This window comes from Streptomyces sp. NPDC088747 (assembly GCF_044751025.1).
Taxonomy (GTDB): Bacteria; Actinomycetota; Actinomycetes; order Streptomycetales; family Streptomycetaceae; genus Streptomyces.
On the sequence record NZ_JBIVKZ010000017.1, the window covers coordinates 13,561 to 38,060 of the forward strand.

Consider the following 24,500-nt stretch of genomic DNA (forward strand, 5'->3'; position numbering starts at 1 on the left):
CGTTGGGATGTCCAATGATTATTGGATAGGATGCTTGTGTGTCTGCGCCCTTGTCCGCCATTCGTGTCCTCCCCAGCTGGCTGCTCGGTCGGGCGGCCGCTCACGGCCGCGCGCTCGTCGCCGACGCGCTGGCCGCCGAGGGCCTGAAGCTCTGGCACCACGTGGCGCTCTCCGCGGTCTGTGAGCTCGGTCCCATCGCCCAGGCGGAGCTCGGGCGCGGCATCCGGCTCGACCCCAAGGACCTGGTCGGGGTCCTGAACGACCTCCAGGCCGCCGGTCTCGTCGTGCGGGAGCCGGACCTGAGGGACCGCCGGAAGAACGCGGTGTCCGTCACCGACGAGGGGCGCCGCCTCCTGAAGCGCTGCGAGAGCGCGGTGCGGGCGGCGAACGACGAGCTTCTCGCCTCGTTCTCGGCGGTCGAGCGGGAGCAGTTCATGGGTTTGTTGATCCGGATTTCCGGTACGGACGGCTGACGCGGGCTAACGTTCCGTCATGAACGCACCCGAAGTCGAATCCCGGCTCGCTCTCGACCCCGCGCGCACCGCCCTCGTGCTCGTCGACCTGATGGACCGCATCGTCGGGCTGCCCCTCGAACCCCGCAAGGGGACCGAAGTCCTCGCCGTGTCCGAGGAGTTGGCGGCCCGGTTCCGCCGGGCGGGGGCGCTCGTCGTGCTCGTCCGGGTGGAGCGGCCCGGGATTCCCCGGCAGCCGCCCGGCAGCGAGCTGGTCGCCGGGCTCGCGACGGAGGGTGACGTCGAGATCGTGAAGCGGACGATCGGCGCCTTCCAGGGCACCGGACTCGACGAGCGGCTGCGTGAACGGGCGGTCACCACCGTGGTGTTCGGGGGCGTCGCCACCAACCTGGGCGTCGAGTCGACCGCCCGCGCGGCCGGCGACCTCGGCTACGAACTCGTCTTCGTCGAGGACGCCATGGCGGCCCTGACCGCCCCCGAGCACGAGGCCGCGGTCGGCCTGAACTTCCCCCGCCTGGGCACGGTCGTGAACTCGTCCGAGGTGCGCTTCTCGGTGGGGTGACGCGGATGCGCCGGGCGGCTCCGAGCCTGCGGGGGATGCTGAGGCCGCGCCGTGACGCCTGCGCCGCGGGGTGACGCCGCGGTCGCGGGTGACCCCGGGGCCCGGTGCGATCCCGACGCCCGGTGTGATTCCGACGCCCGGGGATGACGCCGACGCCCGGGTGACACCGGCGGCCGGGGGTGACGCCGACGCCCGGGTGACGCCGGCGGCCGGGGATGACGCCGACGCCCGGTGTGACGCCGGCGGCTCAGGGGGTCGCCATGGCTGAGGCGGGGCCTCTCCGGCGCAGGGGGCGCTCCCCGCCGTTCGAGGCCCCGCCGCCGTGCCGCGGGGGAACCGGTCAGCCCTGGGAGGCCGCGGCCCGCAGAGCGATGCGGTGCTCGCCCGCGTACACGTTCATGGAGGCGCCGCGCAGGAACCCGACCAGCGTCAAGCCCGACTCCGCGGCCAGGTCGACCGCGAGGGACGACGGGGCCGAGACCGCCGCGAGCACCGGAATGCCCGCCATCACCGCCTTCTGCGCCAGCTCGAAGGAGGCCCGTCCCGAGACCAGCAGCACGGTCCGGGACAGCGGCAGCGTGCCGTTCTGGAGAGCGCGGCCGACCAGCTTGTCGACCGCGTTGTGCCGGCCCACGTCCTCCCGTACGTCGACGAGTTCGCCCTCCTCCGTGAAGAGCGCCGCCGCGTGCAGACCCCCGGTCCGGTCGAAGACCTGCTGTGCCGCCCGCAGCCGGTCGGGGAGTTGGGCCAGCAGCTCGGGCTCCAGCCGTACCGGGGGAGTGTCGTTGATCGTCCAGCGGGCCGTGGTGCGGACCGCGTCCAGGCTCGCCTTGCCGCACAGACCGCAGGAGGACGTGGTGTACACGTTGCGTTCGAGCGTGATGTCGGGCATGACCAGGCCCGGCGCCGTCCGCACGTCGACGATGTTGTACGTGTTCGAGCCGTCCACCGTGGCGCCCGCGCAGTACACGATGTTCTGCAACTCGTCCGCCCTGCCCAGCACCCCCTCGCTGACCAGGAAACCCGCCGCCAGCGCGAAGTCGTCGCCCGGGGTGCGCATCGTGATGGCGAGGGGTTTGCCGTTGAGGCGGATCTCCAGGGGCTCCTCGGCGACGAGCGTGTCCGGGCGGGTGGAGACGGCCCCGTCCCGGATACGGAGCACCTTGCGTCGTTCCGTGACTCGTCCCATGCTGATCAGCCCCGGTTCTGTGCGTGCTGGTGGCCGAAGCGGCCCTTGCGGTGGAGGTCGCGCGGACGCGCCGGACGGTCGTACGGCGAGGAGACCTTCACCCGTCCATTGTCCTGCACGCGCTGGATCGGCCGACGGCTCACCGCGCCCCCTCGTCCGCCGGAGCGCGGAGCCCGGCCGGCAGCCGCTCGATCCGGATCGCCGACGCGGTGAACTCCGCCGTACCCGCGATCGGACAGTTCACCCCGGTCGCCGGCAGTCCGGTGTCCCCCTCGCCGGGTTCGCGGGCCGCCGCCGTGAACGCCAGTCCCGGCCGCAGCTCGGTGTCGATCCACACCGCCGCCACCAGCGAGTCCCGCCGCGAGGAGACCCGGACCTCCTCGCCCACGACCACGCCGTAGCGCTCCGCGTCCTCCGGGCACAGCTCCACGCACCCGCTCCGGCGGAGCGGCGACGGCGCGCCGCCCCGCACGGCGGTGAGACGGCGCCCCGTGGTGAGCCGTACGGGGTAGCACTCGTCCGTCAGGTCGACGGGCGGGTCGTGCCGCACCAGCTCGAAGGGCGTCCGGCGACCGCCCGCCCCGCCCGCGCGCCCGGTCAGCAACGACAGGTTGGCCAGCGCGCGCACGTGCTCGCTCTCCTCGCCCCGGCGGTACTCGACGACCGCGGGCCTCCGGTCGGGCCGGGCATGGACCCGCGCCAACTCCCGTACGGCGGAGACCGGTACGCCCGTCACCTTCGCGGCGAGCGACGGCGTCCACGGCTCGACCAGCCTCCTGTACTCCTCGAAGCCGCTGGTCGCGCGGGCGATGAACGCCTGGTCGGCGAGGCCCGCGTGGATGATCTCGCGGCCGACCGCGTGGGTCAGCGCGATGTCGGCGGCCGTGTCCAGTGCCGGTATGTCCAGTGCGGGCGGGTGCGCGAGGCCCGCGCGCACCCGCGGTTCGGGTCTCCTCATGCGGCGGTCCGCAGCGCGAGCAGATCCGAGATGGCGTGGACGGTACGGAGCGTCGGCACCGGGACCCCGGTGATCTCGGCCAGCTCCACGACGGCCGCGAGCAGCACGTCGAGTTCGAGCGGTTTGCCGCGTTCCAGGTCCTGGAGCGTGGAGGTGCGGTGATCGCCGACGCGCTCCGCGCCCGCCATGCGTCGCTCGATGGAGATGCCCACCTCGCAGCCCAGGGCCTCGGCGACCGCGAGCGTCTCGGCCATCATGATCTCGATGACCTCGCGGGTGCCGCCGTGCAGGCACATCTGCCGCATCGTCGCGCGGGACAGCGCGCTGATCGGGTTGAAGGAGATGTTGCCGAGCAGCTTGAGCCAGATGTCGTTGCGCAGGTCCCGTTCGACCGGGCACTTGAGTCCGCCCTCGCGCATGGCGTCGCTGAACGCCAGGCAGCGCTCGGAGATCGACCGGTCGGGCTCGCCGACGGAGAACCGGGTGCCCTCCAAGTGGCGTACGACGCCCGGCCCTTCCAGCTCCGTCGCGGCGTACACCACGCAACCGACGGCCCGTTCGGGCGCGAGCACCGCACTGACCGCGCCGTCGGGGTCCACACTCTCGACCCGGTGGCCGTCGTGCGGCCCGCCGTGCCGGTGGAAGTACCACCAGGGGATGCCGTTCTGGGCGGCGATCACCGCCGTGTTCTCGTGCAGCAGTGGCTCGATCAGCGGCCCGCACGCCGCGTACGAGTTGGCCTTCAGACCCAGGAAGACGTAGTCGACCGGGCCGATGTCGGCCGGGTCGTCGGTGGCGTGGGCACGCGCGGTGAAGTCACCGCGGGGGCTGAGTACGCGGACTCCGTGCTGCCTCATGGCCGCGAGATGCGGTCCACGGGCGACGAGGTGCACATCGGCGCCTGCGCGGTGCAGCGCGGCGCCGACGTAGGCGCCGATCGCACCGGCGCCCAGAACTGCGACTCTCACTGTGTGGCGCTCCGTTCGGTCGAGGGTACCGAGGAACTGCCGAACTCTGTCGACGAAATATTGTCTACAGGATGGAATGATGAGCGGCAAGGGGTGGGACAGCGCGCGGACGGCTGACAATGCTGCCTTTGCACGGCTTTTGCGCGACTCGGCCGCCGCGCCTGTGCCGGTTTTGTGCCCGTCTCCGGGCCCGTCTCCGGGTCCGTCTCCGGGTCCGGGCGCGCTTCCCCGCGTGCGGACGCGGGCTGGCCGGACGCCTCCTCGCGCGCGGCCGATAATGACGTGCGGCCGCGGACGGTGACCCGGCGCGAGACCGGACGGCACCCCGCACGGGCGCGGACTGCACCCCGCGCGGGCTCGGACTGCACCCCGCGCAGGCCCGGACGGCACCCTGCGCGGGCGCGGAAGGCACCCTGCGCAGGCCCGGACGGCACCCTGCGCAGGCCCGGACGGCACCCCGCGCGGGCGGACTGCACCTCGCGCGGGCATGGACGGTAACCCCCCGCGCGCGGACCGTAATGGCGCGATCACGTCGGCTCGAACCGTTCGTCCGGCACCGGCTGCCGTTCGTCGCAAAAGTCGTACCGCTCATCGCATACGGTCGACGAGTTCCTGCCGGGCGGCTTCCCGAACACACAACCGCTTCCTATCGTTCCGGATCATGAGCCCCCCTGTCGCACCCCCCGGCTGGAGCCGCTGGCTCGTCCCGCCGGCGGCACTGTCAGTCCACCTCTCCATCGGCCAGGCCTACGCCTGGAGCGTCTTCAAGCCTCCGCTGGAGTCCGCGCTCGACCTGAGCGGCACCCAGAGCGCGCTGCCCTTCCAGTTCGGCATCGTCATGCTCGGCCTGTCCGCCGCGTTCGGCGGCACCCTCGTGGAGCGCAACGGGCCGCGCTGGGCGATGACCGTCGCCCTCATCTGCTTCTCCTCCGGTTTCCTGATCGCCTCGCTCGGCGCCGCCACAGAGCAGTACTGGCTGATCGTGTTCGGCTACGGATTCGTCGGCGGCATAGGCCTCGGCATCGGCTACATATCGCCCGTCTCGACCCTGATCAAGTGGTTCCCGGACAGGCCGGGCATGGCCACCGGCATCGCGATCATGGGCTTCGGCGGCGGCGCGCTGATCGCCTCGCCGTGGTCCGCGCAGATGCTGGAGTCCTTCGGCTCCGACTCCTCCGGGATCGCGCTCGCCTTCCTGGTGCACGGGCTGACGTACGCCGTCTTCATGTCGCTCGGCGTGCTGCTGGTACGGGTGCCGCGCGGCGAGAAGCCCGTCGCGTCCGGCCCCAGCTCGCTCGACGGGGTGCAGGTCTCGGCCCGGAACGCCGTACGCACCCCGCAGTTCTGGTGCCTGTGGGTGATCCTCTGCATGAACGTGACCGCGGGAATCGGCATCCTGGAGAAGGCCGCCCCGATGATCACGGACTTCTTCGCGGACACCTCCACCCCCGTGTCGGTCTCGGCCGCCGCCGGATTCGTCGCGCTGCTCTCCGCGGCCAACATGGCGGGCCGGATCGGCTGGTCCTCGACGTCCGACCTGATCGGACGCAAGAACATCTACCGCGTCTATCTCGGCGTCGGCGCGCTGATGTACGCCACCATCGCCTGGCTCGGTGACTCCTCCAAGCCGCTCTTCATCCTCTGCGCGCTGGTGATCCTCTCCTTCTACGGCGGCGGCTTCGCGACCATCCCGGCCTACCTGAAGGACCTCTTCGGCACCTACCAGGTCGGCGCGATCCACGGCAGGCTGCTCACCGCCTGGTCCACGGCGGGAGTCCTCGGCCCGCTGATCGTGAACTGGATAGCCGACCGGCAGGAGGAGGCCGGCAAGCACGGCTCCTCGCTCTACGGCCTGTCGTTCATCATCATGATCGGGCTGCTCGCCGTCGGTTTCGTGGCCAACGAGCTCGTCCGGCCCGTCAACGCCCGCCACCACATTCCCGTCCCCAGGGAGGCCTCGGATGTCCAGCAGTCCGCCTGACACGGCTGACGGCACGCCCGGTGGCGCGCCCGACCGGCGGCCCCTGATCGCCTTCGCCTGGCTCTGGGTGGGGGCGCCGCTCGTCTACGGCCTCTACGAACTCGTACAGAAAGCTACTCAGCTGTTCACGGGATGACTGTTCGGCTGCCCGGCGGGTCTGACAGAAGCCGACAAGGCTGAAGCCCCAATCCTGTGGCATCACCTGCCGTCGTACCGATGGGTCACTGATCACACTGGAGGATCCCGCTACCCAAGGCAACGAGGGGGACCCACCCATGAACGGCTCACGGATCGCCGCCGTCGGTCACTACCAGCCCGCCAAGGTACTCACCAATGAGGACCTGGCGGGCCTGGTCGACACCAGCGACGAGTGGATCAGAAGCCGGGTGGGCATCCGCACACGGCACATCGCGGGTCCCGACGAGCCCGTCGACGAGCTGGCCGCGTACGCCGCCGCCAAGGCGCTCGCCGCGGCGGGCCTGACCCCCGGCGACATCGACCTGGTCCTGGTCGCCACCTCCACGGCCGTCGACCGCTCCCCGAACATGGCCGCCCGCGTCGCCAACCGGCTCGGCATCCCCTCGCCGGCCGCGATGGACATCAACGTCGTCTGCGCGGGCTTCACCCACGCGCTGGCCACCGCGGACCACGCCGTACGCGCGGGCGCCGCGACCAGGGCCCTGGTCATCGGCGCCGACAAGATGTCCGACGTGGCGGACTGGAGCGACCGCACGACCTGTGTGCTCGTCGGCGACGGGGCGGGGGCCGCCGTGGTCGAGGCGTCCGGCGAACCGGGGATCGGCCCGGTGCTGTGGGGCTCGGTGCCCGAGATGGGCAACGCCGTGCGGATCGAGGGCACGCCCTCGCGGTTCGCGCAGGAGGGCCAGAGCGTCTACCGCTGGGCGACCACCCAGCTCCCCGCCATCGCCCGCAAGGCCTGCGAGCGCGCGGGACTCGCCCCCGAGGACCTCGCCGGGCTCGTCCTGCACCAGGCGAACCTGCGCATCATCGAGCCGCTCGCGGAGAAGATCGGCGCGGTCAACGCCGTCGTCGCCCGAGACGTCGTCGAGTCGGGCAACACCTCCGCGGCGAGCATTCCGCTCGCCTTCTCCAAGCTCGTCGAGCGCGGGGAACTCTCCACGGGCGATCCCGTACTGCTGTTCGGCTTCGGCGGCAACCTGTCGTACGCCGGACAGGTCGTCCGCTGCCCCTGAACAGCCCGCCTCCGCCTGGTCCGACGTGCCCGACTCCCGTGCCCGCGGCCTTTGTGCGCCGTAGACTGTAGGCGAAAGACAATTCATAATTGGCTTTCGCAACGCAGCGACAACGCTGCCCAGGAGGGGACCGTGATGTTGTCGACAGGACTGCCGCAGGGAGCGGTGCCCAAGCTCGAACGGCCCGGCCCGCTGCGCGACCGCGTCTATGAGGCGCTGCTCGAACTCATCACCACCCGCGCCCTGGCGCCGGGCCAGCACCTCGTCGAGAGCGAACTCGCCGGACACCTCGGAGTGTCCCGGCAGCCCGTGCGCGAGGCCCTCCAACGGCTCAGCACCGAGGGCTGGGTCGATCTGCGGCCCGCCCAGGGTGCCTTCGTGCACGAACCGACCGAGGAGGAGGCGGACCAGCTCCTGACGGTCCGCACGCTCCTGGAGGCCGAAGCCGCCAGGCTCGCCGCCGCCAACGCCGGGAGCGAGGCCATCGCCGCCCTGGAGGAGCTGTGCGCGGAGGGCGAGCGCGCGGTCGCCGCCGACGACGTGGACGCCGCGGTCGCGACGAACGCCCGGCTGCACGCCAAGGTCATGGAACTCGCGGGCAACACCGTCCTCGCCGAGCTGGCCGCGCAGGTCGACCGGCGCGTCCGCTGGTACTACACGCCCGTCGCCCGGCAGCGCGGCCGGCAGTCCTGGATCGAGCACCGCGAGCTCATCGCGGCGATCGCGGGCCGGGACGAGGAGGGCGCGACGGCGGTCATGCGCGCGCACACGGAGCACACCCGGAAGATGTACCACGAGCGGGAGAGGTAGGCCGGCGGCTCCGACCGCACCCCCCCTCCTGACGGGCCGCAGCCTCGGTTGTGGCCCGTTTGTCCGTTCCTGGCGGCCTCTTTGTCCTGTCAGTGGAGAAAGCTGGCAGCAATCTGTGCGCGACTTCTTCCCACTCCAGGCAGCCGCTGCTACGTTCCACTCGAAAGCAGGCCCGGCGAAGTGGCCGGAACTGGTGGACGCAAGCCAATTGAGGCGGGGAGGGGCTCGTGAGACGTATGACGGCACGACCCGCCAACGCGCACCAGGCCCGGCTGCTGAGGCTGTTGCGTGACGGCGGCCCCAACTCCCGTGCCCAGCTGGGCGATCAGGTCGACCTCTCGCGGTCGAAGCTGGCCGTCGAGGTGGACCGGCTCCTGGAGACCGGGCTCGTGGTCGCCGACGGACTCGCCGCCTCACGCGGCGGCCGTCGCTCCCACAACATCCGGCTCGCCCCCGCACTGCGCTTCCTCGGCGTCGACATCGGCGCCACCTCGATCGACGTGGCCGTCACCAACGCCGAGCTGGAAGTCCTCGGGCACATCAACCAGCCGATGGACGTCCGCGAGGGCCCGGTCGCGGTCTTCGAGCAAGTCCTCGCCATGGCGGCCAAGTTGCGGGCCTCAGGGCTCGCGGAGGGGTTCGACGGCGCCGGGATCGGCGTACCGGGACCCGTCCGCTTCCCCGAGGGCATCCCCGTCGCCCCGCCGATCATGCCCGGCTGGGACGGCTTCCCGGTCCGGGAGGCGCTCAGCCAGGACCTCGGCTGCCCGGTCATGGTCGACAACGACGTGAACCTGATGGCCATGGGTGAGCAGCACGCGGGCGTCGCACGCTCCGTGGGCGACTTCCTCTGCGTCAAGATCGGTACGGGTATCGGCTGCGGCATCGTCGTCGGCGGCGAGGTCTACCGCGGAACGACGGGCAGCGCCGGCGACATCGGACACATCCAGGCCGTGCCCGACGGCCGCCCGTGCGCCTGCGGCAACCGCGGTTGCCTGGAAGCCCACTTCAGCGGCGCGGCCCTCGCCCGCGATGCCACGGACGCCGCCCAGCAGGGGCTTTCGACGGACCTCGCTACCCGGCTGGAGACGAACGGCAGCCTGAGCGCCGTCGACGTCGCCGCCGCTGCCGCCGCGGGTGACGCCACCGCGCTCGACCTGATCCGTGAGGGCGGCAACCGCACGGGCCAGGTCATCGCCGGCCTCGTCAGCTTCTTCAACCCCGGACTGGTGGTGATCGGCGGCGGGGTGACGGGTCTCGGCCACACCCTGCTCGCCGCCATCCGCACCCAGGTCTACCGCCAGTCGCTGCCCCTGGCGACCGGCAACCTTCCCATCGTGCTGGGGGAGTTGGGTCCGACCGCCGGAGTCATCGGCGGGGCCCGGCTCATCAGCGACCACCTGTTCTCACCCGCGTAACCACCTCGGTCCCACGGCCTCACCAGCACAGCGCCCTGCTCTGCCCTGCCCTGCCCTCAACACGCCCGCTCAGCACGCGCACCGCCCTGCAACCGGCCCGCACGCCTGCCAAAGGGAACAGTCATGGCACCCGAACCACCGCTGCTCACCATGTCCGGAATCACCAAGTCGTTCCCCGGCGTCCGGGCCCTCGACGGCGTCGACCTCGACGTCCAGGCCGGCGAAGTCCACTGCCTGCTGGGCCAGAACGGCGCCGGCAAGTCCACCCTGATCAAGGTCCTGGCTGGCGCCCACCAGCCCGACGACGGCACCATCAGCTGGCGCGGCGACATCGTCACCCTGCGCTCGCCGATCGCCGCCATGCGCCTGGGCATCGCCACCATCTACCAGGAACTCGACCTGGTGGAGGGCCTGTCGGTGGCCGAGAACGTCCACCTCGGACACGAACTGACGACCGCCGGTTTCGTCGTGAGGGGCAGGGCGGCCAAGGAGGCGACCGCCGCCCTCCTCAAGCGGCTGGGCCACCCGGAGATCGACCCCGCCAGGCTCGTCGGTGAACTGTCGGCGGCCCAGCAGCAGATCGTCTCCATGGCGCGGGCGCTCTCCCACGACGTACGGCTCATCGTGATGGACGAACCGTCGGCCGCCCTGGACCCCGACGAGGTCGACAACCTCTTCCGCATCGTCGGCGACCTCACCGCGGACGGCGTCGCCGTCGTCTACATCTCGCACCGCCTGGAGGAGATCCGGCGCATCGGCGACCGGGTGACCGTCCTCAAGGACGGCCGCGCGGTGGCCGGCGGACTCCCCGCCGAGTCCACGCCGACACGCGAGGTCGTGGCACTGATGACGGGACGCAACGTCGAGTACGTCTTCCCCGACCGGCCCGTCACACCGCCTCCCGGGGAACCCGTCCTCCAGGTCAGGAACCTCGCCAGGCAGGGGGAGTTCGAGCCGCTCGACCTCGACCTGCGGCCCGGCGAGATCGTCGGCCTGGCCGGACTCGTGGGCTCCGGGCGCTCCGAGATCCTGGAGACGATCTACGGAGCCCGCAGAGCGACCCAGGGTCAAGTCCTCGTCGACGGGAGGGCGTTGCGGCCGGGCAGTGTGCGCGCCGCTGTCCGCGCCGGACTCGGGCTCGCTCCCGAGGAACGCAAGGCGCAGGGCCTGCTGATGCTGGAGTCCGTGACCCGCAACGTGTCCGTGTCGTCCATGTCCCGCTTCTCACGCGGGGGCTGGATCGACCGGGGTGCCGAACTCGGCGCGGCACGCGCGGCCACCCGCGAGCTGTCGTTGCGCCCCGACAACCCCTCCGCACCGATCCGGACCCTGTCCGGCGGCAACCAGCAGAAGGCCGTGCTCGCGCGCTGGCTGCTGCGCGGCTGCCGGGTGCTGCTGCTCGACGAGCCGACCCGCGGGGTCGACGTCGGTGCCCGCGCCGAGCTCTACGCCGTCATCCGGCGGCTCGCCGACGAGGGCCTCGCCGTCCTGCTGGTCTCCAGCGAAGTACCCGAAGTCCTCGGCCTCGCCGACCGGGTGCTCGTCCTGCGCGAGGGGCGGGTCGTCCACACGGCCCGTGCCCAGGAGCTCGACGAGCACCGCGTCCTCGACCTCGTCATGGAAGGAACGTCAACGTCATGACGCAGCCAGCGTCACCTCCCAGGCCCAGTGACACCCACAAGGTCCCGCCGGTGGACCGGACTCCAGGACCGTGGCGGACCGTCACGGCCCGGGCCGACGTCCGTACGCTCTCCCTCCTCGGTGTGCTCGCCGCCCTGATCCTCATCGGCGGCATCACCAAACCCGACGAGTTCCTCGACACCCGTAACCTCCAACTCGTCCTCACCCAGGCCTCGGTGATCGGCGTCGTCACCGTCGGCATGACCTTCGTCATCACCTCGGGGGGCATCGACCTGTCGGTCGGCGCGATCGTCGCCCTCGCCTCGGTGTGGGCGACGACGGTGGCCACCCAGGACTTCGGCTTCGCGGGCGTCCTGTTCACCGCCGTACTCGTCGGCGTCGGCTGCGGACTGGTCAACGGCGTACTGATCGCGTACGGGGCGATGGTGCCGTTCATCGCGACGCTGGCCATGCTCGCCTCGGCGCGCGGACTGGCGCTCCAGATCACAGACGGCAACACGCAGATCGTCAGCATCGACGGCATCCTGAAACTCGGCGAGCGCGACTCGTACGTGCTCGGCGTACCGCCGCTGGTCATGGTCTTCGCCGTCGTCACGATCATCGGCTGGCTGCTGCTCAACCGCACCACCTTCGGCCGCCGCACGGTCGCCGTCGGCGGCAACGCCGAGGCGGCGCGGCTCGCGGGCATCGACGTGCGGCGCCAGCGGCTCTACCTGTACCTGCTCTCCGGACTGTGCTGCGGCATCGCCGCGTTCCTGCTGATCATCCTGTCCGGCTCGGGCCAGAACACCAACGGCAACCTCTACGAACTCGACGCCATCGCCGCCGCGATCATCGGCGGCACGCTGCTCAGCGGGGGCCGCGGCACCATCGTCGGCTCGGTGCTCGGTGTCCTGATCTTCACCACGATCACCAACATCTTCGCGCTCAACAACCTGCAGAGCGACGTCCAGCAGATCGCCAAGGGCGCGATCATCGTGGCCGCCGTGCTCGTCCAGCGCCGTACCGCAAGCACGACTTGAGGAAAGGGTCCACCGCCATGCCAGAGCTCACGAGCCGCAGGGGACTGCTCTTCGGGACCGCCGCCGTCGGAGCGGGTGTCCTGCTAGCCGGGTGCACCAGCAACGACTCCGACGACGACCCGGCGGCGAACGACCAGCCGGCCGCCTCCGACACCCCCGGCAAGCAGGTCACCATCGGCTTCGCCGGACCGCAGGCCGACCACGGATGGCTCAACGCGATCAACGACAACGCCAAGAGCCGTGCCAAGAAGTACTCCGACGTGACCCTGGAGATCACCGAGGGCTCCAACGACACGGCGGCCCAGATCGGCCAGATCGAGACGCTGATCAACAAGAAGGTCGACGTACTGGTCGTGCTGCCCGCCGACGGCAAGGCGCTCACCCAGGTCGGCCTCCAGGCGATGCGAGCCGGCATCCCGGTCGTCAACCTCGACCGCATCTTCAACTCCCCGCAGGCGTACCGCTGTTGGATAGGCGGCGACAACTACGGCATGGGCCTCAACGCCGGTCACTACATCGGCGAGAAGCTCAAGGACAAGCAGAACGCCAAGGTCATCGAGCTCGCCGGGCTCGACAACCTGGAACTGACCCAGCAGCGCACCCAGGGCTTCGACGCGGCCCTGAAGAACTACCCGAACATCAAGAAGGTCGCCCGGCAGGCCGCCGACTTCACCGTCGAGTCGGGGCAGGCGAAGATGTCCCAGCTCCTCCAGGCCCAGTCGAGCTTCGACGCGCTGTGGAACCACGACGACGACCAGGGAGTCGGCGCCCTGCGCGCCATCGAGCAGGCCGGACGGGACGACTTCCTGATGGTCGGCGGCGCGGGCGCGCTCTCCGCCATGCAGGCCATCGAGGCGGACGACGGGGTCCTCAAGGCAACCGTCCTCTACCCGCCGACCATGGCCGCCTCCGCCATCGACCTCGCCCGCGCGCTGGGCCAGGGCAAGGGGGTCGGCGGGCTCGCCGAGTTCGAGATCCCGGCCTCGATGACGCTCTACTCGGCCGTCGTCGACAAGGCGAACGTCGCCCAGTACATGTCCACCGGCTTCAAGTGAGCGACCGGCTCCAGGGGTCCGGTCCCTACGGACCGGGCCCCACCCCCCACCGCGCCACGACGACGAGGAGGACATCCGCATGGGACAGCCGCACCAGGGCGACGAGGTCGAGGCGGCCGCCGGGGCACCGGCGGAGGCCGAGGCCGGGAAGCCGCCATTGGGCGTGGGCATGGTCGGCTACGCGTTCATGGGCGCCGCCCACTCACAGGGCTGGCGCACCGTGGGCCACGTCTTCGACCTGCCGCGCAGACCGGTCCTCGCCGCCGTCTGCGGCCGTGACGGCGCAGCCGTCCGGGCGATGGCGGACCGGCAGGGCTGGGCGGCTGCCGAGACCGACTGGCGGGCGCTGATCGCCCGGGACGACGTCGACCTGGTCGACATCTGCACCCCCGGCGACACCCACGCCGAGATCGCCCTCGCCGCCCTGGCCGCGGGCAAGCACGTGCTGTGCGAGAAGCCGCTCGCGAACACCGTCGCGGAGGCCGAGGCGATGGCGGAGGCGGCCGAAGCGGCGGAGAAGCGGGGCCAGTTGGCCATGGTCGGCTTCAACTACCGTCGGCTGCCCGCCACGTCACTGGCGCGGACCATGGTCGCCGAGGGCCGCCTCGGAGCGCTGCGGCACGTGCGGGTGACGTACCTTCAGGACTGGCTGGTGGACCCGGAGTTCCCGCTCACCTGGCGACTGCGCAAGGAGGTCGCGGGCTCGGGCGCGCTCGGGGATCTGGGGGCGCACATCATCGACCTCGCGCAGTACCTGGCGGGGGAGCCGGTCGTCGGGGTCTCCGCCCTCACCGAGACGTTCGTACGGGAACGGCCGCTGGCCGGCGCCGCGACGGGCGGCCTCTCGGCGGCGTCCACCACCGGAGCCGGCGGCCTCGGCGCGGTCACCGTCGACGACGCGGCCCTCTTCACCGGCCGCTTCGCCTCCGGCGCCCTCGCCTCCTTCGAGGCGACCCGGTTCGCGACCGGCCGCAAGAACTCCCTGCGCATCGAACTCAACGGCGAGCGCGGCTCGTTGGCCTTCGACCTGGAGCGTCTCAACGAGCTCTTCTACCACGACCACGCCGAACCGGGCGCGCACGCGGGCTTCCGCCGCATCCTGGTCACCGAGCCCGACCACCCCTACCTGGAGGCCTGGTGGCCGCCGGGCCACGGCCTCGGCTACGAGCACTCCTTCGTACACCAGGCCCGCGACCTGGTGCGGGCGATCGGGGCCGGCCGGCGGCCCGCACCGTCCTTCGCCGACGGGCTCCAGGTGCAGCGCGTGCTCGCGGCGGTCGAGGAGAGCGCCGAGAAGAACTCCGTCTACACGCCCATAGCGGTTCGAGGAGGCCTTTAGCCATGCCGCGTACCTTCACACTCTTCACCGGCCAGTGGGCCGACCTGCCCCTGGAGGAGGTCTGCCGGCTCGCCCGCGACTTCGGTTACGACGGGCTCGAACTCGCCTGCTGGGGAGACCACTTCGAGGTCGACAAGGCGCTGGCGGACCCGTCCTACCTCGACTCCAGGCACGAGCTCCTCGACAAGTACGGCCTCAAGTGCTGGGCGATCTCCAACCACCTGGTCGGCCAGGCCGTCTGCGACGCCATCATCGACGAACGCCACAAGGCGATCCTGCCCGCCCGGATCTGGGGCGACGGCGAGGGCGAGGGCGTGCGACAGCGGGCCGCTGCCGAGATCGCCGACACCGCGCGCGCCGCGGCGGCCTTCGGCGTCGACACCGTCATTGGCTTCACCGGCTCCGCGATCTGGCACCTGGTCGCGATGTTCCCGCCCGCCCCCGAGTCGATGATCGAGCGCGGATACCAGGACTTCGCGGAACGCTGGAACCCGATCCTGGACGTCTTCGACGCCCAGGGCGTCCGGTTCGCGCACGAGGTCCACCCCAGCGAGATCGCCTACGACTACTGGACGACCCACAAGGCCCTGGAGGCGGTCGACCACCGGCCCGCCTTCGGCCTCAACTTCGACCCGTCGCACTTCGTGTGGCAGGACCTCGACCCGGTCGGCTTCCTCTACGACTTCCGCGACCGGATCTACCACGTCGACTGCAAGGAGGCCCGCAAGCGACTCGACGGACGCAACGGCCGGCTCGGCTCGCACCTGCCCTGGGGCGACCCGCGACGCGGCTGGGACTTCGTCTCCGCCGGTCACGGCGACGTTCCCTGGGAGGACGTGTTCCGCATGCTGCGGTCCATCGACTACACGGGACCGATCTCCGTGGAGTGGGAGGACGCCGGCATGGACCGGCTCCAGGGCGCACCCGAGGCCCTGACCCGCCTCAAGGCCTTCGACTTCGAGCCGCCGACAGCCTCCTTCGACGCGGCGTTCGGCGGCAACGACTAGGCCGCACCGCTCAGTTCACGTCGCCCGGCCCAGTTCACCTCGCGCGGTCAGGTTCCGCCGCGCGGTCCACGTCGCGCGCTCTCGTCATCGCGCGGTCCACATGGCGCATCACACAAGATTCCGGGGTGACGGCGCACCCCGGCGTATCGCCGCACCGCGGCACCCGCCCGTACGACCAGCCCCTTCATGGAGGCATTTCGTGCACCCGTACGCCAGTAACAGGAAGAAAAAAAGCCACAGCGGACACCCGAGACTTCGTGGGGCACTCGCCCTGCTGACCGGCGCGATCCTCGCCGCCGCCTCCCTCACCCTCACCGCCCCCTCGGCCGGCGCAGCCGTCGCCGACCCCGGCGCGGTCACCGCCGCTGCCGAGGACTTCCAGCAGGTCACCCTCGCCAAGGGCGAGCCCGAGGTCGGCGAGCCCATGTCGCTGGCCGTACTGCCGGACCGCTCGGTCCTGCACACCTCGCGCGACGGCGAACTCCGCCTCACCGACGCGGCGGGCAACACCGAGATCGCCGGCCGCATCGACGTGTACTCGCACGACGAGGAGGGCCTCCAGGGGATCGGCGTCGACCCCGGGTTCGCCGAGAACCGCTTCATCTACCTCTACTACGCGCCGCCCCTGGACACCCCCGCGGGCGACGCACCCGAGACAGGCACGGCCGCCGACTTCGCGCCCTTCGACGGAGTCAACCGCCTCTCGCGGTTCGTCCTGAACGCCGACGGCACGCTGAACAACGCCAGCGAGACGAAGATCCTCGACGTCCAGGCCTCCCGCGGCATCTGCTGCCACGTCGGCGGCGACATCGACTTCGACGCGGCCGGGAACCTCTACCTCTCGACCGGCGACGACTCCAACCCCTTCCAGTCGGACGGCTTCGCGCCCCTGGACGAGCGCACCGACCGCAACCCGGCCTTCGACGCCCAGCGTTCGTCCGGCAACACCAACGACCTGCGCGGCAAGATCCTGCGCATCAAGGTGAACGCCGACGGCACCTACGCCATCCCGGAGGGCAACCTCTTCGCGCCCGGCACGGACAGGACGCGCCCCGAGATCTACGCGATGGGCTTCCGCAACCCGTTCCGCTTCAGCGTCGACAAGGAGACGGGCATCCTGTACGTCGGTGACTACGGCCCCGACGCCGGTGCCGCCGACCCGGCGCGCGGTCCCGCCGGACAGGTCGAGTTCGCCCGTGTCACCGCTCCCGGGAACTTCGGCTGGCCGTACTGCACGGGCGACAACGACCCGTACGTGGACTACGACTTCGCCACCGGCACCTCGGGCGCGGCCTTCGACTGCGCCGCCCCGAAGAACAACTCGCCCCACAACACCGGTCTCACCGACCTGCCGCCTGCCCAGGCCGCCTGGATCCCGTACGACGGCGCGTCCGTCCCGGAGTTCGGCACCGGCTCGGAGTCCCCGATGGGCGGCCCGGTCTACCACTACGACCCCGCGCTCGACTCGCCGGTGAAGTTCCCCGAGGCGTACGACGGTGACTTCTTCGCGGGTGAGTTCGGCCGACGCTGGATCAAGCGGATCGAGTCGGACGCGAGCGGCACCGTGCAGTCCATCAGCGACATCCCCTGGACCGGCACCCAGGTTATGGACATGGCGTTCGGCCCCGACGGCGCCCTGTACGTCCTCGACTACGGCACCGCCTGGTTCGGCGGCGACGAGCACTCGGGGCTGTACCGCATCGAGAACGCCACCGACGGACACTCCCCGGTGGCACAGGCCGGCGCCGACCGCACCTCGGGACAGGCGAAGCTGAAGGTGAAGTTCTCCTCGGCCGGTTCGACCGACGCCGACGGTGACGCCCTCACCTACAGCTGGGACTTCGGCGACGGCGGCACCTCGACCGCGGCCAACCCGACCCACAAGTACAAGAAGAACGGCACGTACACGGCGACACTGACGGCCACGGATCCGAGCGGCCGGACCGGAAGTTCGAGCGTGCAGATCGTGGTCGGCAACACCGCGCCGACGGTCACCCTCCAACTGCCCCAGGACGGACAGCTGTTCAGCTTCGGCGACACCGTGCCCTTCAAGGTGAGGGTCACCGACCCCGAGGACGGCAGGAACATCGACTGCACCAAGGTGACGGTCAACTTCATCCTCGGCCACGACAGTCACGGCCATGTGCTCACCTCGGCCAAGGGCTGCACCGGCACCCTGGTGACCGGCGCGGGCGACGGCCATGACGACGACGCCAACATCTTCGGGGTCTTCGACGCCGAGTACACCGACAACGGTGGCGGCGGCCAGGCTCCGCTGACCAGCCACGACCAGGCCGTCGTGCAGCCCAAGCACCGCCAGGCCGAGCACTTCGGCGACTCCTCCGGGATCACGGTCGTCTCCAGGGCGACCGCCCACGGCGGTGAGACGGTCGGCGACATCAACAACGGCGACTGGATCTCGTTCACGCCGTACGTGCTGAGCGACGCGCAGAAGATCACGGCGCGGGTCTCGTCCGCCGGCGCGGGCGGCACTCTCCAGGTCCGCGCGGGCTCCCCGACCGGCCGACTCCTCGGCACCGCGACGGTGCCGGTGACCGGCGGCTGGGAGACCTTCCAGGACGTGAGCGCGGACCTGACGCGCGCACCGCGCGGCACCACCTCGCTCTATCTCGTCTTCAAGGGCAGCGGGACGGGCGCGCTGTACGACGTGGACGACTTCACCTTCACGACCGGCGGCTGAGGAGGTGTCGCTGTGACACGGGCCTCCGCGCGAGTCATGACGTCCGCCGCGGCGGCCGCCATGCTCATCGGCTGCGGGTCGGCACCGGCCGCCTCGAAGGGAGCGGACGAGACACGGGTCCCGGTCGCCTCCAGGACGGCCGACTGCCGCCCGGAGAACGGCTACCGGCCGCTCTTCGACGGCACGGCCGAATCGCTGGCGGCGTGGAAACAGGCGGGACCGGGTTCGTTCTCGCTCGGCGCCGACGGCACGCTGACCACGAACGGAGGCCTGGGGATGCTCTGGTACGCCGGCGCTCCCTCGGGCTCCGGCCCGGCCGCCGAATTCGGCGCGTACTCGCTGAAGCTGGACTGGAAGGTGGCCGGGGACGACAACTCCGGTGTCTTCGTGGGCTTCCCGGCCTCCGACGACCCCTGGTCGGCCGTGGACAACGGCTACGAGATCCAGATCGACGCGACCGACGCACCCGACCGCACCACCGGGTCCGTGTACAGCTTCCAGTCCGCCGACCTCGGCAGGCGCGACCGTGCGCTGAACCCGCCCGGCGAGTGGAACACGTACGAGATCCGCGTGGAGGGCGAGCGGCTCCGCGTCCGGCTCAACGGCGTGAAGATCAACGATTTCACCAACACCGATCCGGCCCGGAGCCTGCGTGAGGGGCATGTCGGACTCCAGAACCACGGAGCCGACGACCAGGTGTCGTTCCGCGACGTCCGGATCAAGGAACTGCCCGCGCGCACCGGAGCGCCGGGCCACTGAGCGGCGGCGGGCGGGAGACGCCGTACTCCCGCCCGCCGTCTTCGTCCCTTCTCTGTGTTCTGCGTTTCTCGTGATCCGCGTTGTGCGTACGACAAGGAGGCTGCCCATGTCCGCGTCCCTTTCCGAACCCAGGGTCCTTGGCGAACCCCGGGTGGGGGTGTGGCTGATCGGAGCACGCGGCTCCGTCGCCACCACCGTCGTCGCGGGCTGCGCGGCCGTCACCGCGGGCCTGCACGGTCCGACGGGCATGGTCACCGAGACCGACGTCTTCTCCGGCTGCGGCCTGCCCCCGCTGACCTCTCTCGTCTTTGGCGGTCACGACACCGTCGACTGTCCGCTGCCCAAGCGGGCGGAGGCACTGGCCGCGGGCGGCGTCCTGCCGCACGGCCTCCCCTCGGCGGTCTCGGCCGAACTGGCCGCCGCCGACCTGGAGATCCGCCCCGGCGGCCCAGCCCCCGGCGACACCCGGGAACCCGCCGAGCTGATCGCCGCCTTCGCCGCGGACATCACTGATTTCGTACGGCGACACGGCCTGGACCGGGCCGTCGTGGTGAACGTGGCCTCCACGGAGCCCGCGCCCACCGGGGACGCGCTGCCGGCGAGTTCCCTGTACGCGGCGGCCGCCCTGAGCGCCGGCTACCCCTACGTCAACTTCACTCCCTCCACCGGCCTGCACCACCCGGCGCTGGCCTCCCTGGCCGAGTCCAGTCGGCTGCCCTACGCGGGCCGCGACGGCAAGACCGGCCAGACGCTGCTGCGTTCCGTGCTGGGCCCGATGTTCGCCCAACGGGCCCTCGCGGTACGGGCCTGGTCCGGCACGAACCTCCTCGGCGGGGGCGACGGCGCCTCCCTCGCCGACCCGGCCGCCGCCGCGGCGAAGAACGCCGGCAAGGAGCGGGTGCTGGCCGACACGCTGGGCGCCGCCCCGGAGGGCGAGGTCCACATCGACGACGTCCCCTCCCTCGGCGACTGGAAGACCGCCTGGGACCACATCGCCTTCGACGGCTTCCTCGGCACCCGCATGGTCCTCCAGACCACCTGGCAGGGCTGCGACTCCGCGCTCGCCGCTCCGCTGATCCTCGACCTCGCCCGGCTGGCCTCCCGCGCCCACGACGCGGGCCTCTCCGGACCCCTGAGCGAACTGGCCTTCTACTTCAAGGACCCGGTGGGCCAAGCGCCGGCGGGCCTGGGGGAGCAGTACGTGGCTCTGGCGTCCCTGGCCGCCCGCTTCCGCCCGGCCCCGGCTCCGGGTTCGGCCCCGGACTCGGTATCTGGCCCGGGGGAGGCGGCGCTGTGAGGGGGCGGTTGGTGGGCTTGCTCGGGCTGATGGGGCCACGCCGGTCACCCGATACGAGTGAGCCGAGCGCGTCCGTCGGCGCGGGGGGCGGCGTGACGAGGGCGACCGGGACCGGAGGGGAGGGCAGGGTCGGAGTGGAGGGCAGGGCCGGGGTGACGGTCGGGGCCGGAGCGGAGGCCAGGGCCGGGGTGAAGGGCAGGGCCGGGGTGAAGGCCGGGGCCGGAGCGGAGGCCAGCGCCGGAGTGACGGTCGGGGCCGGGGTGAAGGCCGGGGCCGGAGCGGAGGCCAGCGCCGGAGTGACGGTCGGGGCCGAGGTGAAGGCCGGGACCGGAGTGAAGGCCGGGACCGGGGTGAAGGCCGGGGCCGGAGTCACGGTCAGGGCGTGGGCCGAACTGCTGCGGCTGCCGGCCCTGTTCACCGTTCCCGGCGACGCGCTCGCGGGCGCTGCCGCGGCCGGGGTCCGCCCCAACTCCCGCACGCTGCTCGCCATCGGTTCCTCCCTCTGTCTGTACGAGGCCGGAATGGCCCTCAACGACTGGGCCGACCGCGCCGAGGACGCCGTGGACCGCCCGCACCGCCCGCTGCCCTCCGGTCGCGTCCGCCCGGCCGCCGCGCTCGCGGCGGCCGGTGCGCTGACGGCGGTGGGCCTCGCCCTGGCGGCCCGCGCGGGCCGCACCTCCCTCGCGGTCGCCGCGCCTCTCGCGGCCACCATCTGGGCGTACGACCTCGCGCTCAAACAGACCCCCGCGGGCCCCGCGGCCATGGCCACCGCCCGAGGCCTCGACCTGCTCCTCGGCGCGACCACCACCACCGGCCGAGCCACCCGAGACGCGGTGTCCGCCCCAGGCCCGAACGCCCCTGCCCGCATCGCCGCCCGCCGGGCCCTCCCCTCCGCCGTCGCCCTGGCCACCCACACCCTCGCGGTGACGGCCGTGTCCCGGGGAGAGACCCAGGGAGGCTCGACAGCCGCGCCCCTGGCCGCACTCGCCACGACAGGTGCGCTGGCCTGGGGGCTGCTCGGCGACCGGGGGATCGCGGGACGACCGGGGCCCGGCCCCGGATCCGTACGACACCCTGGGCAGCCAGGGCCGGCTCCCGTTGCCGTACCGCAGCCTGGGCAGCCTGGGCCCGTTCCAGCTGCCGTACGACATCCAGGGCAGCCTGGGCCCGCCTCCGTTGCCGTACGACACCTTGGGCAGCCGGGGCTCGCCTCCGTTGCCGTGCAACACGTCGGGCAGTCGAGGTCCGCCCTCCGCGCCGTACGACACATCGGGCAGCCAAGGCCCGCCGCCATCGCCCCGCAACACCTCGGGCAGCCCGAGCCCACCCCCGGCGCCGTACGACCCCCCGGTGAAGTCGCCCTGCGAGGAGCCCTCGTTCTCGCCTACGTCGTGACCTTCGCGCGCCCTCTCTGCCACGCCGTGCTCAACCCCTCACCCCCGCTCACGCAACGAGCCGTCGGCGGCGGGATCCGCGCCATGATCCCCCTCCAGGCGGCCCTGGCCGCACGGGCGGGCGCTCCCGTCACCGCTCTCCTGACCGCCGCGCTCGCGCCGGTGGCCCGCAGGTTCGCGAGGAAGGTGAGCGTCACGTGAACGCGCACACCCGCGGGACCAAGGACGCGGACCCCCGCACGAACCCGGGAGCCGGCCGCGCCACCTCCCTCCACCCCCTCAACTTCGGCTACGGAACCAACGGCCTCACCGACCTCCGTCTCGACGACGCCCTCGGCCTCCTCGCGGACCTCGGCTACGACGGCGTCGGCCTGACCCTCGACCACATGCACCTCGACCCGCTCGCCCCGGACCTGGCCGCCCGCACCGCCCGAGTGGGCCGGCGGCTCGCCGCGCTCGGCCTCGGCGTCACCGTGGAGACCGGCGCCCGCTATGTCCTCGACCCGCGTCGCAAGCACGGTCCCTCGCTCCTCGACCCGGACCCGGAGGACCGCGCCCGGCGTGTCGACCTGCTGGTCCGCGCCGTGCGGGTCGCCGCGGACCTCGGCGCCCACGCGGTGCACTGCTTCAGCGGAGTCACCCCGGCCGGCACGGACGAGGACACCGCCTGGAAACGGCTCGCCGAGGCGCTCACCCCCGTACTGGACGCCGCCACCCGCGCCGGAGTCCCCCTCGCCGTGGAACCCGAGCCGGGCCACCTGCTCTCCTCCCTCGCCGACTTCCACCACCTCCGCCGGGCACTCGGCGATCCCGAAGCCCTCGGTCTCACCCTCGACATCGGCCACTGCCAGTGCCTCGAACCCCTCTCGCCCGCCGACTGCGTACGCGCCGCGGCGCCCTGGCTGCGGCACGTCCAGATCGAGGACATGCGCCGCGGCGTGCACGAACACCTCCCGTTCGGGGACGGCGAGATCGACTTCCCGCCCGTACTTGAAGCCCTGGTCGCCACCGGCTACCAGGCCCTCACCGTCGTCGAACTGCCCCGCCACTCCCACGCGGGCCCCCACTTCGCCGAACAGTCCCTCCCGTTCCTCCACCGCGCGGCCCGGGCGACCCCCGACAGCCGCGAAGGGAGAATCCCGTGACCCACCCGCACCGCACCGACGCCGCACCGGTGAATGAGACCGCCCCCGGAGCCCTCGCCGAGCTGCGCGCCCGCCTGAACGCCGAGTTGGGCGGGGCCGCCCGCGCCTGGCTCGACCTGGCCCTCGACGAGGCCGCCGCCCACCCCGGCACCCACGGACCCATCTCCGCCTGGGAGTTGCGGATCGCCGAGGCGGGCCGCAGGTGCGGACCCGAGCACGCCGACGCCGCCCGCGTCCTCCTCCTGCACGCCGCCCGCGCCGACCCGGACGCCCTCGCCCGCGTCTACCGCCAGGGCACCGCCGCCGAACGCCGGGCCGTCCTGCACGCACTGCCCCACCTGGTGCCCGGCCCCGACGCCCTGCCGCTCGTCGAGGACGCCCTGCGCACCAACGACACCCGGCTGGTCGCCGCCGCCGTCGGCCCGTACGCCGCCCGGCACCTCGACGCCCACAACTGGCGCCACGCCGTGCTGAAGTGCCTGTTCACCGGCGTCCCCGTCGACGAGGTGGCCGAGCTGCCCCGGCGCGCCCGCGCCGACGCCGAACTGGCCCGCATGCTCGCCGCCTACGCCGACGAACGCACCGCCGCGGGCCGTCCCGTACCCGAGGACCTCCACCGCGTCCTGACCCTGACCGAGCCCACCGCCACCCCCAATGGCACGTCCGGCAGCCCCGGCCGACCCGGGACCTCCGGCACGTCCGGCAAGGAGTCCTGATGCGCATCTTCGACCCCCACATCCACATGACGTCACGGACCACCGACGACTACGAGGCCATGCACGCCGCGGGCGTCCGCGCCGTCGTCGAACCCTCCTTCTGGCTCGGCCAGCCCCGCACCTCGCCCACCTCCTTCCTCGACTACTTCGACTCCCTCCTCGGCTGGGAACCCTTCCGCGCCGCCCAGTACGGCATCGCCCACCACTGCACGCTCGCCCTCAACCCCAAAGAGGCGAACGACCCCCGCTGTGTCCCCGTCCTCGACGAACTGCCCCGCTATCTCGTCAAGGACCAGGTCGTGGCCGTCGGCGAGATCGGCTACGACTCGATGACCCCCGCCGAGGACACCGCCCTGGCCGCCCAGCTCCAGCTCGCCGCCGACCACGAACTGCCCGCGCTCGTACACACCCCGCACCGCGACAAGCTGGCCGGCCTGCGCCGCACCCTCGACGTGGTCCGGGAGTCCGCACTGCCCCCGGACCACGTCCTGGTCGACCACCTCAACGAGACCACCGTCAAGGAGGCCAAGGACAGCGGCTGCTGGCTCGGCTTCTCCGTCTATCCGGACACCAAGATGGACGAGGAACGGATGGTCGCGATCCTGCGGGCGTACGGACCGGAGAAGGTGCTGGTCAACTCGGCCGCGGACTGGGGGAAGAGCGATCCCCTCAAGACCCGCCTGGTCGGCGACGCCCTGCTGGCGGCCGGCTTCACCGACGACGACGTCGACCGGGTGCTGTGGCGCAACCCCGTGGCCTTCTACGGGCTCAGCGGCCGGCTGAACCTCGACCTCGCGTCCCCGGACGCCACCCACGAGGGCAACTCGATCCTCCGCGGCGGGGAGTGAACG

Annotated in this window: 21 protein-coding genes and 2 pseudogenes; 19 read left to right on the forward strand and 4 right to left on the reverse strand. The window is 72.0% G+C overall.

The features are described 5' to 3' along the window. Positions 1–38: 38 nt before the first annotated feature. Both ACIP79_RS32215 and ACIP79_RS32220 read left to right on the forward strand, forming a co-directional pair. The gene (locus ACIP79_RS32215; protein ID WP_401228855.1) at positions 39–473 is read left to right on the forward strand and encodes a MarR family winged helix-turn-helix transcriptional regulator; all 435 of its coding nucleotides are present in this window, start codon (positions 39–41) and stop codon (positions 471–473) included. Positions 474–492: 19 nt separating this feature from the next. Then, complete coding sequence (locus ACIP79_RS32220) at positions 493–1,035, forward strand: isochorismatase family protein (RefSeq protein WP_401228856.1); 543 nt, start codon at positions 493–495, stop codon at positions 1,033–1,035. Between the two features lie 340 nt (positions 1,036–1,375). On the opposite strand, the gene fdhD is transcribed toward ACIP79_RS32220, so the two are convergent. The 4 genes and pseudogenes from fdhD to ACIP79_RS32240 form a co-directional block, all read right to left on the reverse strand. After that, positions 1,376–2,224 (reverse strand): formate dehydrogenase accessory sulfurtransferase FdhD, encoded by an 849-nt coding sequence (fdhD, locus tag ACIP79_RS32225; protein WP_387187360.1) that lies wholly within the window; start codon positions 2,222–2,224, stop codon positions 1,376–1,378. Between the two features lie 5 nt (positions 2,225–2,229). Beyond that, positions 2,230–2,367, reverse strand: coding sequence for a hypothetical protein (locus ACIP79_RS32230; RefSeq protein ID WP_401228857.1), 138 nt, complete (start codon positions 2,365–2,367; stop codon positions 2,230–2,232). Continuing rightward, positions 2,364–3,116, reverse strand: a pseudogene (locus ACIP79_RS32235) (molybdopterin dinucleotide binding domain-containing protein); the annotation flags it as partial. The pseudogene ACIP79_RS32235 and the gene ACIP79_RS32230, both read right to left, overlap by 4 nt. Before the next feature lie 62 nt (positions 3,117–3,178). Beyond that, positions 3,179–4,150: a 2-dehydropantoate 2-reductase gene (locus tag ACIP79_RS32240; RefSeq protein ID WP_401228858.1), complete on the reverse strand. Its 972-nt coding sequence runs from the start codon at positions 4,148–4,150 to the stop codon at positions 3,179–3,181. Between the two features lie 661 nt (positions 4,151–4,811). Here ACIP79_RS32240 and ACIP79_RS32245 point away from each other — a divergent pair. From ACIP79_RS32245 to ACIP79_RS32325, 17 genes and pseudogenes are all read left to right on the forward strand, one after another. Then, complete coding sequence (locus ACIP79_RS32245; protein ID WP_401228860.1) at positions 4,812–6,131, forward strand: OFA family MFS transporter; 1,320 nt, start codon at positions 4,812–4,814, stop codon at positions 6,129–6,131. Beyond that, a complete protein-coding gene (locus tag ACIP79_RS32250; protein ID WP_401228862.1) occupies positions 6,112–6,267 on the forward strand; it encodes a hypothetical protein in 156 nt (51 codons plus the stop codon). Before ACIP79_RS32245 ends, ACIP79_RS32250 begins: the two co-directional genes overlap by 20 nt. A gap of 139 nt (positions 6,268–6,406) precedes the next feature. Beyond that, positions 6,407–7,345 carry a beta-ketoacyl-ACP synthase III gene (locus ACIP79_RS32255; RefSeq protein WP_383682626.1) on the forward strand — a complete coding sequence of 313 codons (939 nt, stop codon included), beginning with the start codon at positions 6,407–6,409 and terminating at the stop codon, positions 7,343–7,345. A 135-nt stretch (positions 7,346–7,480) separates the two neighbouring features. Then, positions 7,481–8,155 (forward strand): GntR family transcriptional regulator, encoded by a 675-nt coding sequence (locus ACIP79_RS32260; protein WP_383682660.1) that lies wholly within the window; start codon positions 7,481–7,483, stop codon positions 8,153–8,155. 236 nt (positions 8,156–8,391) lie between these two features. Then, entirely contained in the window at positions 8,392–9,573 is a 1,182-nt protein-coding gene (locus tag ACIP79_RS32265; protein ID WP_365440199.1) for an ROK family transcriptional regulator, read from the forward strand. Positions 9,574–9,696: 123 nt separating this feature from the next. Next, entirely contained in the window at positions 9,697–11,214 is a 1,518-nt protein-coding gene (locus ACIP79_RS32270) for a sugar ABC transporter ATP-binding protein (protein ID WP_401228864.1), read from the forward strand. Then, positions 11,211–12,236, forward strand: coding sequence for an ABC transporter permease (locus ACIP79_RS32275; protein ID WP_401228866.1), 1,026 nt, complete (start codon positions 11,211–11,213; stop codon positions 12,234–12,236). Before ACIP79_RS32270 ends, ACIP79_RS32275 begins: the two co-directional genes overlap by 4 nt. A 17-nt stretch (positions 12,237–12,253) precedes the next feature. Next, a complete protein-coding gene (locus ACIP79_RS32280; RefSeq protein ID WP_383682632.1) occupies positions 12,254–13,291 on the forward strand; it encodes a substrate-binding domain-containing protein in 1,038 nt (345 codons plus the stop codon). Positions 13,292–13,370: 79 nt separating this feature from the next. Next, on the forward strand, positions 13,371–14,630 hold the full coding sequence (locus ACIP79_RS32285) for a Gfo/Idh/MocA family protein (protein WP_383682635.1): 1,260 nt from the start codon (positions 13,371–13,373) through the stop codon (positions 14,628–14,630). A 2-nt stretch (positions 14,631–14,632) separates the two neighbouring features. Further along, positions 14,633–15,637, forward strand: coding sequence for a sugar phosphate isomerase/epimerase family protein (locus ACIP79_RS32290; protein ID WP_401228868.1), 1,005 nt, complete (start codon positions 14,633–14,635; stop codon positions 15,635–15,637). Positions 15,638–15,836: 199 nt separating this feature from the next. Then, on the forward strand, positions 15,837–18,338 hold the full coding sequence (locus ACIP79_RS32295) for a PQQ-dependent sugar dehydrogenase (protein ID WP_401228870.1): 2,502 nt from the start codon (positions 15,837–15,839) through the stop codon (positions 18,336–18,338). A gap of 135 nt (positions 18,339–18,473) precedes the next feature. Next, positions 18,474–19,097 (forward strand): annotated as a pseudogene (locus ACIP79_RS32300) (DUF1080 domain-containing protein); the annotation flags it as partial. A gap of 106 nt (positions 19,098–19,203) precedes the next feature. Beyond that, entirely contained in the window at positions 19,204–20,394 is a 1,191-nt protein-coding gene (locus ACIP79_RS32305; RefSeq protein WP_401228872.1) for an inositol-3-phosphate synthase, read from the forward strand. A gap of 206 nt (positions 20,395–20,600) precedes the next feature. After that, on the forward strand, positions 20,601–21,989 hold the full coding sequence (locus tag ACIP79_RS32310) for an SCO3242 family prenyltransferase (protein ID WP_401229214.1): 1,389 nt from the start codon (positions 20,601–20,603) through the stop codon (positions 21,987–21,989). After that, on the forward strand, positions 21,986–22,933 hold the full coding sequence (locus ACIP79_RS32315; protein ID WP_401228873.1) for a sugar phosphate isomerase/epimerase family protein: 948 nt from the start codon (positions 21,986–21,988) through the stop codon (positions 22,931–22,933). The genes ACIP79_RS32310 and ACIP79_RS32315 overlap by 4 nt, the downstream gene beginning before the upstream one ends. Continuing rightward, positions 22,930–23,649: an EboA domain-containing protein gene (locus ACIP79_RS32320; RefSeq protein ID WP_401228875.1), complete on the forward strand. Its 720-nt coding sequence runs from the start codon at positions 22,930–22,932 to the stop codon at positions 23,647–23,649. The genes ACIP79_RS32315 and ACIP79_RS32320 overlap by 4 nt, the downstream gene beginning before the upstream one ends. Beyond that, positions 23,649–24,497: a TatD family hydrolase gene (locus ACIP79_RS32325; RefSeq protein ID WP_383682652.1), complete on the forward strand. Its 849-nt coding sequence runs from the start codon at positions 23,649–23,651 to the stop codon at positions 24,495–24,497. Before ACIP79_RS32320 ends, ACIP79_RS32325 begins: the two co-directional genes overlap by 1 nt. Positions 24,498–24,500: the final 3 nt, after the last annotated feature.

What these genes read in the sequence shown, in the direction of transcription:
- ACIP79_RS32220 (WP_401228856.1), top strand. Translation starts at nt 493, where the DNA reads ATGAACGCACCCGAAGTCGAATCCCGGCTCGCTCTCGACCCCGCGCGC.
- fdhD (WP_387187360.1), bottom strand. Translation starts at nt 2,224, where the DNA reads ATGGGACGAGTCACGGAACGACGCAAGGTGCTCCGTATCCGGGACGGG.
- ACIP79_RS32245 (WP_401228860.1), top strand. Translation starts at nt 4,812, where the DNA reads ATGAGCCCCCCTGTCGCACCCCCCGGCTGGAGCCGCTGGCTCGTCCCG.
- ACIP79_RS32250 (WP_401228862.1), top strand. Translation starts at nt 6,112, where the DNA reads ATGTCCAGCAGTCCGCCTGACACGGCTGACGGCACGCCCGGTGGCGCG.
- ACIP79_RS32255 (WP_383682626.1), top strand. Translation starts at nt 6,407, where the DNA reads ATGAACGGCTCACGGATCGCCGCCGTCGGTCACTACCAGCCCGCCAAG.
- ACIP79_RS32260 (WP_383682660.1), top strand. Translation starts at nt 7,481, where the DNA reads ATGTTGTCGACAGGACTGCCGCAGGGAGCGGTGCCCAAGCTCGAACGG.
- ACIP79_RS32265 (WP_365440199.1), top strand. Translation starts at nt 8,392, where the DNA reads ATGACGGCACGACCCGCCAACGCGCACCAGGCCCGGCTGCTGAGGCTG.
- ACIP79_RS32270 (WP_401228864.1), top strand. Translation starts at nt 9,697, where the DNA reads ATGGCACCCGAACCACCGCTGCTCACCATGTCCGGAATCACCAAGTCG.
- ACIP79_RS32275 (WP_401228866.1), top strand. Translation starts at nt 11,211, where the DNA reads ATGACGCAGCCAGCGTCACCTCCCAGGCCCAGTGACACCCACAAGGTC.
- ACIP79_RS32280 (WP_383682632.1), top strand. Translation starts at nt 12,254, where the DNA reads ATGCCAGAGCTCACGAGCCGCAGGGGACTGCTCTTCGGGACCGCCGCC.
- ACIP79_RS32285 (WP_383682635.1), top strand. Translation starts at nt 13,371, where the DNA reads ATGGGACAGCCGCACCAGGGCGACGAGGTCGAGGCGGCCGCCGGGGCA.
- ACIP79_RS32290 (WP_401228868.1), top strand. Translation starts at nt 14,633, where the DNA reads ATGCCGCGTACCTTCACACTCTTCACCGGCCAGTGGGCCGACCTGCCC.
- ACIP79_RS32305 (WP_401228872.1), top strand. Translation starts at nt 19,204, where the DNA reads ATGTCCGCGTCCCTTTCCGAACCCAGGGTCCTTGGCGAACCCCGGGTG.
- ACIP79_RS32325 (WP_383682652.1), top strand. Translation starts at nt 23,649, where the DNA reads ATGCGCATCTTCGACCCCCACATCCACATGACGTCACGGACCACCGAC.